The organism is Mesorhizobium sp. M7A.F.Ca.CA.001.10.2.1 (assembly GCF_003998575.1).
In the GTDB taxonomy this organism is placed as follows: domain Bacteria; phylum Pseudomonadota; class Alphaproteobacteria; order Rhizobiales; family Rhizobiaceae; genus Mesorhizobium.
This window is the reverse complement of record NZ_RZQY01000128.1, coordinates 1-11,376: the sequence shown is the minus strand read 5'-3', so window position 1 is coordinate 11,376 and position 11,376 is coordinate 1. Positions and strand designations below refer to the sequence as shown.

Genomic DNA, 11,376 nt, shown 5'->3' with positions numbered 1-11,376 from the left:
GCGCTGGATGCAAAGCGTGCTGCCGGCAGCGCTCGACAGCGGCTGGGGGCTGCCGGTGGCGGCGGAGACCTATGACGGCTTCCTCAACGACATCAACGGCCACCATTTGACGTCAGAGCATGTTGCGCAGGCTCTCGACGGTGCCGCCGGCGGGCCTATCGAGGAAGGCAGCGTCGGCGGCGGCACCGGCATGATCACCTTCGGCTTCAAGGCCGGCTCCGGCACGGCGTCGCGCATCGTCGAATGGCAAGGCCGTGCCTACACCGTCGGCGCCTTCGTGCAGTCTAATTTTGGAAAACGGCGCAATATCACCATTCGCGGCCTGCGCGCCGGGCCGGAGCTTCTCGAACCGGCGGTCCGCGAAGGCACACCGCGTGCTGAAAAGGGCTCGATCATTGCCGTCGCCGCCACCGACGCACCGTTCCTGCCGCATCAGATGAAGCGGCTGGCCCGACGGGTGCCGCTTGGCGTCGCCTTGACCGGCGGCTTCGGCTATCACAGTTCAGGCGACATTTTTATCGCCTTCTCGACCGCCAATGCGAGCGCGGCGCTGGCGCCATCCGGCCGCATCGCCAGCGCCGATTTTATTCCGGACACCGATATCGATCCGTTTTTCGATGCAGTGATCCAGACCGTGGAGGAAGCAATCCTCAACGCGCTGGTTGCCAATGACGATATGACCGGACGCGACGGGAATTTCGTGCCGGCGCTGCCGAAGACGTGGCTGAAGGAGAAGTTTGGCTGAAGACAAAAACGCGGGCCACAAGCCCGCGCTGGAACACGTCGCCGCTATGCGATCATTCCGCGGCTTTGATCATTCCGCGGCTTTTCCGGGGGCCTGCTGGCTTTCCTCGGCCTCGGCCGCTTCCTCAAGCCGGGATGCGATAAGTTCCTGGATATCGCCGACTTCTTCCTGGATGTCCTCCAGCGGGATGCCGACCTCGGCCGCCTCGGCGGCGCACTCCTTGGCCAGGGTTTCGGCCTGCTTGTCGATCCTTGCCTGGGAGGACTGGCAATGGACCTTTTCGCCGATCCATCCCCGCAAGAATTCGATGGCGTGTTCACTCATACTGCTGTTCCCTGGCGGCAAAGCCGGTTGGTAATCACAAACGTCGACATCCCGCAAAGGATGCATGTCCCCATTCCAGCCGAGTCGCGGTCGTCCGGCAAGCCAATGCCGTCCAAGGTCCACAGAGCCATAGGAAATCGAGGGGTCAAGAGCATTTTCTGATTCTGGAGGGGTCGGTACCGTTGGCTGGGTCACGCCCAGCGCTGCGCCACTGTTTCTATTTGCTTTTTTCCGGTTTCCGAGCCGATTTCCGTCACAATAGATGGCGCAACACACTACACATTCACAGTTGCTTCGAGGTGCTGCCCTCGGGCGCGCAGGTCGAAGCCGCCGCTATATAGTGACATCCTCCTGCAATGTCGACTCCGCTCGCCATGCTGCTTCTTTCCGCCGCGCCGAAGGCTCCGCAACGGATCAAGAGCAAGTGACGATGGACGCGAACCGGGTGGAGCAAGCCTCGGCGGAATCGCTCAGACGTGCACAGCCACCACCGCCGCGCAGTCGCCGGCCTTGACCAGCCCGGGGAAATGCCGCGCCGCCAGCATGCCCGACATTTTTGCCCGGATCTCCTGCGGGGCGATGCCGGTGCGGCCGGTGGAATGGATGCGCGCCAGCACCGAGCCTTCTTCGACGGGCTCACCGAGATCGACCATGGTTTCGATCATGCCGTCATCTTCGGCGAAGGAGAAACAATCGCCCGACGGCATGTCGAGCCACTGGGTTCGAGTCTTCTCGACCGCACCATCTACAATGCCAGCATGGCGCAGTACGTTGAGAATGCCGCGCCGCGCGATCCGCACCGTCTGCGCACGCGACGTGCCGCCGCCGCCCAGCTCGGTGCTGACGAAGACCTTGCCCATCTCCTCGGCTGCCGTGTCATACATGCCGACGGCGTCGATCTCGATCATGCGCATCGAGAACGGGGCGGCGAAGGCCGCGACCGCGTCGAAGGCTTTCTGTTCCAGCGCCTTGTCGGGCAAAGTATGCGCGGCGCAGAACGGCACGAAGTCCAGCGTCTTGCCGCCGGAATGGAAGTCGAACACGATGTCGGCGCGGGGGAGCAGCTCACGCTGGAAATAGTCGGCGATCTTCTCGGTCACCGTCCCGTCCGGCCGGCCGGGAAAGCTGCGGTTCATGTTGCCCCTGTCGATCGGCGAGGTGCGCGTGCCAGCACGGAAGGCCGGATAGTTCATGGCCGGCACGATGATCACCGTGCCGCTGACTTGCTTGGGATCGAGGGTCCTGGCGAGATCGTAGAGGGCCAGCGGCCCCTCATACTCGTCGCCATGGTTGCCGCCGGTCAGCAGCGCTGCCGGCCCGTTGCCGTTGCGGATGACGCAGATCGGGATCATAACCGAGCCCCACGCGGAATCGTCGCGGCTGTAGGGCAAGCGCAGGAAACCGTGCTGAATGCCGTCGCGGTCGAAATCGACGGTCGGCGCGATCGGCGACGGGCGGGTGCTGGACATCGGGCTCAATCCTTCACCACCAGCTTGCGCGGCACATTGGCCAGGCACTCCACACCGGTTTCGGTGATCAGGATGGACTCGGTGATCTCCAGTCCCATCGTTTCCAGCCACAGGCCGGTCATGAAATGGAAGGTCATGCCGGGCTTGAGCTCGGTGCGGTCGCCGGGACGCAGGCTCATCGTGCGCTCGCCCCAGTCCGGCGGATAGGACAGGCCGATCGAGTAGCCGGTGCGGTTGTCCTTGACGATACCGTATCGCTTGAGGACACCGAAGAAGGCGTTGGCGATGTCCTCGCAGGCGTTGCCGGGTTTCGCGGCAGCCAGCCCGGCTTCCATACCTTCCAGCGTCGCCTTCTCGGCATCGAGGAATTCCTGCGTCGGCTTGCCTAGGAAGACGGTGCGCGACAGCGGGCAGTGATAGCGGTTGTAGCAGCCGGCAATCTCGAAGAAGGTGCCCTCGCCCCGCTTCATCGCTCTGTCATCCCAGGTCAGATGCGGCGCCGAGGCATCGGCACCCGACGGCAGCAGCGGCACGATCGCCGGATAGTCGCCGCCAATACCGTCGACGCCGCGCGTGCCGGCATCATAGATTTCGGCGACGAGATCGCATTTGCGCATGCCGACCTCGATCTTGTCGAAGATGCGCTGATGCATGGCCTCGACGATGCGGGCCGCCTTGCGCATATAATCGATCTCGGTCGGGCTCTTCACCGCACGCTGCCAGTTGACAAGCGCGGTGGCATCGACAAAGCGGGCATTGGGCAGATGCTTCTGCAGCGACGCAAAGGCGGCCGCCGAGAACCAGTAATTGTCCATTTCGACGCCGACTGTCAGCTTGCCCCAGCCGCGATCCGCAAGCACGCTGGCCAAAAAATCCATCGGGTGGCGCTCGGTCGACTGCACATAGTGATCGGCATAGCCGACGATATTGTCGTGCGCGAGATAAGCGGTGCGCTTGGCGCCGTTGGCGTCCTGGCCGCGGCCGTACCAGACCGGCTCGCCCGAAGGCGGCACGATAACCGCCTGGTGCACATAGAACGACCAGCCGTCATAGCCGGTCAACCAGGCCATGTTGGAAGGATCGCTGACAACAAGAAGATCGACGCCCTTGGCCTCCATGGCCTTGCGTGTCTTGGCGAGGCGATCCGCATATTCGCCGCGCGAGAATCTCAGGTTCGGTTGCATTGTTCTTGGTCCTCGTTTGTTGGGCCTTGCGGCCGGTATCAGCTTTGAATCCAACTCGTCGTTCTTGTTTGAGCGTGATCTCTGGACAAACGGAAAACCGTTTGTCCGAGAAAACCGGTTCCCACTTTTCCGGATCATGCTCCTGCGGCCAGCATCAGCTTTCGAAGATGGCCCCGGAACCGGCCACCCGCGCACGGTCTCGAGCGAGCGTGGCGATCGCCGTGTCCTGGACGCCAGTGCCGGTGAGATCGGCGATGGTGATGTCGCTGGCCGAGCGCCGTCCGTGTTTCGCGCCGGCGATGATCTGGCCGAGTTCGGTCACCTCTTCCTCGGCGGCCATCACGCCCGCCGCGATTGCATGATGCAGCTCACCCAGCCGCTTTGTCTGGCGGCCACTGTCAGCGGCATAGAGATCGGCCATGCGCAGGATTGCCGGCGCGATCTCGTTCTTGTGCTCGGCGTCCGATCCCATCGCGGTGATGTGCTGCCCTGCGGAAACGAAGCCGGCCTTGATCAGCGGCTCGGTCGAAGGCGTCGTGGTGACGATGATGTCGGCGCCGGCGACCGCGTTTGCCGCGTCGGGCTCGGCATGCACGAGAATGCCGAGCTTTTCGCGCAGGGCTCCGGCGGTTGCCTCGGCCTTTGCCGCATCGCGTGCCCAGATGCGCGCCTCGGCAATCGGCCGCACCAGCATGAGTGCTTCCAATTGCAGCCCGGCCTGGACGCCAGCGCCGAAGATCGCGGCAACGGACGAGTCCTGCCGCGACAGATGTTTGGCGGCGACGGCGCCGGCAGCAGCGGTTCGGATATCCGTGAGATAGCCGTTGTCGAGCAGCAGCGCTTCGACCAGGCCGGTCTTGGCTGACAGCAGCACCATCATGCCGTTGACGCTGGGCAGGCCGAGCTTCGGATTGTCGAAGAAGCCGGGGCTGATCTTGATGGCGAAACCGTCAATGCCGGGCACATAGGCGGTCTTCACGTCGACCTCGCCGCGATGCTCGGGAATGTCTAGCCGCAGGATCGGCGGCATCGCCACCGGCAGAGTGGCAAGCGCACGGAAGGCGTTTTCGACGCAGGCGACGGCATCGAGATCGAGTGTCACGATCGCCCGCAACTCTTTCTCGGTAAGGATGGTCATCCGGCTCATGCGGCGCGCTCCTTGAGCGATGGCGCTACGCCGCAAACGATTGTGCGGTGCGCGTCCATATCGATGTTGCGACCGGACAGCAGAACAACCACCGGCCCGTCCGACCTGACCTTGCCGGCCAGCAGTGCGGCGATGCCGACAGCGCCCGCGCCCTCGACGATTTCGCGCTCCTGCGCATAGGCGTGACGGATTCCGGCGGCGATCTCGTCTTCGCTGAGCAGGATGACATCATCGAGCAGGTCGCGGCACATGGCGAAGGTCAGCCGATTGTCGAGGCCGATGCCGCCGCCGAGCGAATCCGCCAGCGTCGGCAATTCTTCCACCAATACCGGTTGGCCCGCATCGAGGCTGGCCTTCATCGCCGCGCCACGCGCCATCGAGACACCGATGACTTTTGTCCGGGGGCTGACGCCTTTGATGGCCGTAGCAACCCCTGAGGCGAGCCCACCGCCGGAGAGTTGGACCAGAACGAGGGCGGCATCCGGGACCTGCCCGATTATCTCAAGCCCGACCGTGCCTTGCCCGGCGATAATGTCGGGATGGTCGAAGGGCGGCAGCATCACCAGCCCCTCTTGCGCCACCAGCCGATCGACCTCCTGCTGGGCATCGTCCTGGCTGTCGCCGATAATGCGGACCTCCGCGCCAAGCCGGCGGATCTCGTCGAGCTTGTTGCCGGGCACCAGGCGCGACATGCAGATTACGGCGCGCATGCCCTCAAGCTTCGCCGCATGCGCCAGCGCGCGGCCATGATTGCCGGTCGAGGCCGCGACCACGCCCCGCGCCTTCTGTTCGGCGTTCAACGAGGCGACGGCGTTCGAGGCGCCACGCAGCTTGAAGCTGCCGGTGGTCTGCCGGTGTTCGAGCTTGAGGTGAACGGGGACGCCCAGTTGTTCGGATAGGCTCGGGGACAGCACGGTCGGCGTGCGCTCGACTTTGCCAGCGATACGGTCACGGGCGATACGGATGTCCGCTAGGGCGACGGCGCGCGTCATGGGGCGACCCCCTCTGGCCTGCCGGCCATCTCCCCCTCGAGGGGGGAGATTGGCAGCTTCGACGCTGCCGTTCTTCCTGTCACGTCGGTGATTGGCGAAAGCCGGGCAGCAGCTAATCTCCCCCCTCGAGGGGGAGATGGCCGGCAGGCCAGAGGGGGTCGCTCGTGAATGTGGGACATCGTCTTACTGAACCAACGGCAACGTCATCAGCCGCCCGAACTCAGGATGCGGCGCCTCATCCCCGCACAATCTCAGGCAGTTCCAGGCGGTCGCCTGGTTGCTGGTCACCACGGGACGTCCGATCGCCTTTTCCATGCCGGTGAGCGCGAGGGCGCTACGCAGCGCCGTGCAGGACACGAACAGCGCATCGGCGCTGGCGTCGGTCGCTTCCCGCGCAAGATCGACAAGGGTTGCCGGTGCGATGCGCGCCATCTCGCGGTCGTCCTCGAAACCGAGGCAGGTGAAGCTGACGATCTCGAAGCCGCGCGCCGCGAAATAGGCGGCCATCGGCCTGGATGTCTCGACCGTGTAGGGAGTGAGGATGCTGAGCTTGTTTGCGCCCAGCGCACGCAGCCCGCGCACGCCCGCCATCGGCGGTGTGACCACCGGCACGCCGGGCTTTGCGACCTGGATCGCCGCCTCGATCTCGGCATCGCCGATTACCACCGAGGCCGAAGTGCAGGAATAGCAGATGGCATCGAGCTTCTCGTCCGGCAGGATCAGGGCGGCGCCCGCCGTCAGCGCCGGCTGCATCTTGCGCAGGTTTTCAGGCGTCGTCGGGTTGGCATAGGGAATGCGCGCGACATAGACGCCGACCCGCTCGCTCGCCACCATGCGGCGGAAATCCGGTTCGCTGGTGTGGTCAGTGGCCAGGATGATCAGGCCGATGCGCATGTCGAGCGGGCGTGCATCCAGCGCCGGCCGTTTCGGGTAGATCTTGATCTCGGGCAAGGGTTTCATCGGTTACCTCTCGATCTTGCCGTAGCGGCGTTCCAGCCAGCGCAGCAGCACGACCGAAAACAGACTGATGACCAGGAAGAAAGCACCGACCAAGGTGATCGGCTCGATATAGCGATAGTAGGTGTTGGCGACGCTTTTGGCCTGGTTCATCAGTTCCAGCACGGTGATTGCCGACAGCAGCGGCGTTTCCTTGAACATGGCGATGAAATAATTGGCGAGCGCCGGAATCATCGGCGGGATGGCCTGCGGAATGATGATGTGGGTCCAGGTCTGACTGGCGCTCAAATTGCATGCCTTGGCGGCCTCCCATTGGCCGCGCGGCACATTGTCGATGCCGGCACGATAAACCTCGGCCGTGTAGGTGCCGTAATGCAGCCCGAGCCCGATGACACCGGCGACCAGCGGCGGCAACAGGATGCCGATGTCGGGCAGCACGTAGAAAATGAAATAGAGCTGCACCAGCAGCGGCGTGCCACGGATGAATTCAGCCGCCCAGCCGACCGTGCGCGACAGCGCTTTGTTGGGCGAGCGGCGCGCCAGCGCAATGCCCAGCCCGACGACCGCCGCCAGCACCGAGCCGAGCAGCGTCGCCAGGATGGTGATCTTCACCCCCTGGATCAGCGTCGGCATGATTTCCCAGACGAAATTCCAATCCCATTCCATCAGCAGGCCCAATTTATCAGAAGGAAATTGGCCATCAGGCACGCACCCCATCGAGGCCGCGCGCCATGCGTCGTTCCAGCGAGCGCACGCCCCACGAGATGAGCAGGGCGAGGATGAAATAGATGATCAGGATGGTGGTGAATGGCACCAGGGTGTTGCCGGTCTGGGCGCGCACCACCTGCGCCTGGAAGGTCAGGTCGGTGAGCGAGATCAGCGACACCACGGCGGTCGCCTTGAGCAATTCGATGGCGTTGTTGCCGAAAGTCGGCAGCATCACCAGCAGCGCCTGCGGCAGGATGATGTGGCGCATGCCTTGCCACCGCCCGAGATTGAGCGCGGTGCAGGCCTCATACTGTTCGCGGCCGATCGACTGGATGGCGCCGCGCACGACTTCGGCGGCGTAGGCGCCGACATTGAGGCCGAGCGCCAGCACGCCGGCCTGCAACGGGGTCAACGAAATGCCGATGAAGGGCAGCACGAAATAGGCCCAGAACAACTGCACGAAGATCGAGGTGCCGCGGAAGAATTCGATATAGGCGGTGGCCAACCAACGCAGCGCAAAGAAGCGCGATACGCGCCCCATGCCGGCGAGGAAGGCCATGATCAACGCCAGCACCGACCCCATCAGCGTCAGCTCGATGGTGACAAGCGCTCCCTGCAATATCAGGCCGAAATAGCCGGACCACTGGGTCATTTACGTTCCAACGTTGGGTTTAGCTCCTTCTCCCCGTACGGGGAGAAGATGCCGGCAGGCAGATGAGGGGCGGCACTAGAGTCTCAGAACTTGGCGCCGCCCCTCATCCATCACTTCGTGACACCTTCTCCCCGTTGAACGGGGAGAAGGAAAAATCGCTTCGCCGCGCAGAGCTTGTCGCGGCTGGTCGACATCGCCGCCGCCGCCGAGAAGCCGTAGGGTTCGATAATCTTGGCGAACTCGCCTGATTTCTTCATCTTGGCCAGTTCTACGTCGAAGGCGTCGCGCAGTGCCTCATCGCCCTTCTTGAAGGCGGCGCCGTCGCAATAGACCGGTGCGCCCTGCACCGGAGCGATGACTTCGAGGTTCGGATCGTTGGCCTTCTTGACCAGATCATTGATCGACAGGACGGGCAGCGAATAAGCGTCGATGCGACCATCTTGGAGCATCTTCACGCCGCTCTGGCCATCCGGCACGACGATGACGCGATCGCGTGGCACGCCGGCATTGAGCGCGAGCTTCTCCTCGGTGCCGCCGCCTGGCGCGCCGATGGTCGCAGTCGTATCCTTGGCGACATCCTCATAGCTCTTGAAGCCCTTCGGATTGCCCTTCTTCACCAACATCGCCTCGGCATCGCAAAGCACCGGCTCGGAATAGACGACGGCGGCGCAGCGTTCCGGCTTCATGAACAGGCCGGCGGTGACGACATCGAAGCGACCTGCCTGCAGGCCGGGGATCATGGCGCCATATTCAGAGATCGAAGCGGCGACGTCGGCGACGCCGAGCCGCTTGAATATCTCGCGGGCCACATCGGGCGCGGCACCCGAAACCTTGCCATCGGCGGCGACCGCCGTGTAGGGCGGCTCGTTGGCGATGGCGAGGCGAGCGAAACCTTGCGCCTTAAGCTGTTCGAGCTTGCTGTCGTCGGCCGAACCGGGGATAGAGGCGGCCAGCACCGCCGTCAGTGCAAGACCGGCAACGCCGGCCAGAATGCCAAGTTTGTTCATTGTTCCCAACTCCTTGTTTCTTGTCTTGCTTTTGTTACGGGCGGCCTCGCCGCCTTTGATGGCGGCGTTGCCGCCTCGGCATTACGGTCAGACGCGATGTCCGGCCGCGATGATCTTCTTCAGGAAGCCTTGCGTGCGCTCCTGCTTGGGATTGCGGAAAATCTCGTCCGGCTTGCCTTCCTCGACGATTCTGCCACGATCGAAGAACAGCACCCGGTCGGCGAAATCATGGGCGAAACCCATCTCGTGGGTGACCAGCAGCATGGTCATGTCGGTCTCGGCGGCGAGTTTGCGCATGACGTTCATCACCTCCTCGACGAGCTCCGGATCGAGCGCCGACGTCACCTCGTCGAACAGCATGATCTTCGGCGACAGCGCGAGTGCCCGGGCGATCGCGACGCGTTGCTTCTGCCCGCCGGATAGCTGCGCCGGCATGGACTTGGCCTTGTCGGCCATGCCGACCATTTCGAGCAGTTCCATCGCCCGCTTTTCGGCGGCGGCGCGTGGCGTGCCCTTGGTCAGCATCGGCGCCAGCGTGACATTGTCCATGACGCATTTGTGCGGAAACAGGTTGAACAGCTGGAACACCATGCCGATCTTCCGCCGCATCCTTGTCAGATGCCGCTCATCGGCGGGCAGCAGCTGGCCATTGCGTTCCATGTGGTAGAGCTGCTCGCCGTCGATCTGGATATGACCGCCATCGATGCGCTCAAGTGTCATCAGGATGCGCAGGATCGTCGTCTTGCCCGAGCCCGACGGGCCGATCAGCGCCAGCTTCTCGCCGGGCATGACCTGCATCGACAGGCCGTCCAGCACCTTGAAGCTGCCGAAGCTCTTCGAGATGCCGTCGATCTTGATGATGGGCGCTGATGCGGACAAATAAATTCCCCGTGCTGGAGAAGCCTGTGCCCCTTAACGATGCGGAACGCGCCAAATCATGTCAATCGGAAAAATAATATCATGACAATATTTCCCATTCCGCACAATTCTTGAGCAACCAGTGCCGAAGAGTGCGCCGGGATTCGGGTCAGGCCGAGCCGAGAATGGGAGCCTCCGAGAACCGGAACGGAGCGTACTTTTCGTACGTGAGTACCGGAAGCGCAGGAGGCTGCCTTTCGCAGGCCGGCATCACCCGGATAGCGGCGCACTCGCTAGATAGCGAGCAGCAGGTGCTCGGGATCGCCGAGCAAAAGCTTGGTGACAACGCCGAGGCCGGCGCGCAGTTCCCCCTCGGTGGTCGAACCCAGCGAGATACGAACCGCCGGATGCCACGGCGCAGCCGAAATACGGAAGGACGTGCCGGGTGCAATCGCCACGCCCTGCAGGCGAGCCTGGGCGACAAAGCTTTCCTCAGCCCGGTCGGCCGGCAGTTGCAGCCAGACATGCAACCCGTCGCGCCGGGCGCGATAGTCCACCCCCGCCAGCACTTGCGCTGCAATATCCTGCCGGCGCCGCAAAGCCGCGCGCTGCCAGTGGACAAGCTCCATCGCCGTGCCGTCGGTCACCCATTTGGTGGCGATCTCGGCCACCAGCGGCGTCGCCATCCAGTTCGAGACCAGATGCCGGTTGGCGACGGCGGCGACGTAGCGGTCGGGCGCGGCCAGATAGCCGATGCGCAGACCGGGCACGGTGATCTTGGTGAAGGAGGTGACGTAGAGCGTGCGCTCCGGCGCGAACGCGGCAACCGGCGGCGGCCGGTCTTCGACCAGCGGACCGAGCACATCGTTCTCGATGATGGCGATGTCGTGCTTGCGCGCGACCGCGGCGATCTCTTCTCGCCGCCGCGCATCCATCAGGGTCGCCGTCGGGTTGATCACCGAGGGCTGCACGAAGACCGCGCGGATGTCGGAAAGCCGGCAGGCCTCGTCCAGCGCTTCCGGGATCAGGCCGTTGTCGTCGATCGGCAGGCCTTCCAGATTGAAGCCGAGATAGCGTGCCAACGGCACCAGCGTATGGTGGCCGATCGCCTCGGTGGCAACCGTCGAACCCGGCGGCGCGACGCTCATCAGCGCCACGGTCATGCCGGCGGTGGCGCCGTTGGTCAGGCTGACGTTCTGCGGCGATGCATCGAGGCCACAAAGCCTCAGCCATTCGACCGCCACCGCGCGGTGGCGCGGAAACACCATGTTGGGCCGGAACGAAAGTGCTGAACTCGACGGCAGGTTCTCAGCCAGCCAGCCCAGTGCTTGTT

At 63.8% G+C, this 11,376-nt stretch carries 12 protein-coding genes; 1 reads left to right on the top strand and 11 read right to left on the bottom strand.

The features are described from left to right. A partial coding sequence (locus EN964_RS11380) for a P1 family peptidase (RefSeq protein WP_127276365.1) occupies window positions 1-745 on the top strand: 745 nt, incomplete at its 5' end. 69 nt (window positions 746-814) lie between these two features. Here the strand turns inward: EN964_RS11380 and EN964_RS11375 are convergent. The 11 genes from EN964_RS11375 to EN964_RS11320 form a co-directional block, all read right to left on the bottom strand. Then, window positions 815-1,069 carry a DUF768 domain-containing protein gene (locus EN964_RS11375; protein ID WP_127271474.1) on the bottom strand — a complete coding sequence of 85 codons (255 nt, stop codon included), beginning with the start codon at window positions 1,067-1,069 and terminating at the stop codon, window positions 815-817. Between the two features lie 470 nt (window positions 1,070-1,539). Continuing rightward, the gene (doeB, locus tag EN964_RS11370; protein WP_127272431.1) at window positions 1,540-2,538 is read right to left on the bottom strand and encodes a N(2)-acetyl-L-2,4-diaminobutanoate deacetylase DoeB; all 999 of its coding nucleotides are present in this window, start codon (window positions 2,536-2,538) and stop codon (window positions 1,540-1,542) included. Between the two features lie 5 nt (window positions 2,539-2,543). Continuing rightward, entirely contained in the window at window positions 2,544-3,722 is a 1,179-nt protein-coding gene (doeA, locus tag EN964_RS11365) for an ectoine hydrolase DoeA (RefSeq protein WP_127271633.1), read from the bottom strand. Window positions 3,723-3,876: 154 nt separating this feature from the next. Beyond that, window positions 3,877-4,869, bottom strand: a complete 993-nt coding sequence (gene eutC, locus EN964_RS11360; protein ID WP_127273333.1) for an ectoine utilization protein EutC — start codon at window positions 4,867-4,869, stop codon at window positions 3,877-3,879. Continuing rightward, window positions 4,866-5,861 (bottom strand): hydroxyectoine utilization dehydratase EutB, encoded by a 996-nt coding sequence (gene eutB / locus EN964_RS11355; RefSeq protein ID WP_127270570.1) that lies wholly within the window; start codon window positions 5,859-5,861, stop codon window positions 4,866-4,868. The genes eutC and eutB overlap by 4 nt, the downstream gene beginning before the upstream one ends. A 183-nt stretch (window positions 5,862-6,044) precedes the next feature. Further along, window positions 6,045-6,821, bottom strand: a complete 777-nt coding sequence (gene eutA, locus EN964_RS11345; protein ID WP_127270572.1) for an ectoine utilization protein EutA — start codon at window positions 6,819-6,821, stop codon at window positions 6,045-6,047. Between the two features lie 3 nt (window positions 6,822-6,824). Further along, window positions 6,825-7,484, bottom strand: a complete 660-nt coding sequence (ehuD, locus tag EN964_RS11340) for an ectoine/hydroxyectoine ABC transporter permease subunit EhuD (protein WP_127270574.1) — start codon at window positions 7,482-7,484, stop codon at window positions 6,825-6,827. 34 nt (window positions 7,485-7,518) lie between these two features. Beyond that, complete coding sequence (gene ehuC / locus EN964_RS11335; protein ID WP_013530328.1) at window positions 7,519-8,178, bottom strand: ectoine/hydroxyectoine ABC transporter permease subunit EhuC; 660 nt, start codon at window positions 8,176-8,178, stop codon at window positions 7,519-7,521. A gap of 110 nt (window positions 8,179-8,288) precedes the next feature. Next, a complete protein-coding gene (gene ehuB / locus EN964_RS11330; RefSeq protein WP_127276363.1) occupies window positions 8,289-9,185 on the bottom strand; it encodes an ectoine/hydroxyectoine ABC transporter substrate-binding protein EhuB in 897 nt (298 codons plus the stop codon). Between the two features lie 87 nt (window positions 9,186-9,272). Further along, window positions 9,273-10,064 (bottom strand): ectoine/hydroxyectoine ABC transporter ATP-binding protein EhuA, encoded by a 792-nt coding sequence (gene ehuA / locus EN964_RS11325; RefSeq protein WP_127271555.1) that lies wholly within the window; start codon window positions 10,062-10,064, stop codon window positions 9,273-9,275. A gap of 272 nt (window positions 10,065-10,336) precedes the next feature. Continuing rightward, window positions 10,337-11,376 (bottom strand): PLP-dependent aminotransferase family protein (locus tag EN964_RS11320; protein ID WP_164775782.1); only part of this gene is annotated, 1,040 nt, incomplete at its 5' end.

Bases quoted from the DNA above. Each gene is read 5' to 3' on its own strand.
- doeA (WP_127271633.1), bottom strand. From the start codon at position 3,722: ATGCAACCGAACCTGAGATTCTCGCGCGGCGAATATGCGGATCGCCTC.
- doeB (WP_127272431.1), bottom strand. From the start codon at position 2,538: ATGTCCAGCACCCGCCCGTCGCCGATCGCGCCGACCGTCGATTTCGAC.
- ehuC (WP_013530328.1), bottom strand. From the start codon at position 8,178: ATGACCCAGTGGTCCGGCTATTTCGGCCTGATATTGCAGGGAGCGCTT.
- ehuB (WP_127276363.1), bottom strand. From the start codon at position 9,185: ATGAACAAACTTGGCATTCTGGCCGGCGTTGCCGGTCTTGCACTGACG.
- eutB (WP_127270570.1), bottom strand. From the start codon at position 5,861: ATGACGCGCGCCGTCGCCCTAGCGGACATCCGTATCGCCCGTGACCGT.
- eutC (WP_127273333.1), bottom strand. From the start codon at position 4,869: ATGAGCCGGATGACCATCCTTACCGAGAAAGAGTTGCGGGCGATCGTG.
- ehuD (WP_127270574.1), bottom strand. From the start codon at position 7,484: ATGGAATGGGATTGGAATTTCGTCTGGGAAATCATGCCGACGCTGATC.
- eutA (WP_127270572.1), bottom strand. From the start codon at position 6,821: ATGAAACCCTTGCCCGAGATCAAGATCTACCCGAAACGGCCGGCGCTG.
- EN964_RS11375 (WP_127271474.1), bottom strand. From the start codon at position 1,069: ATGAGTGAACACGCCATCGAATTCTTGCGGGGATGGATCGGCGAAAAG.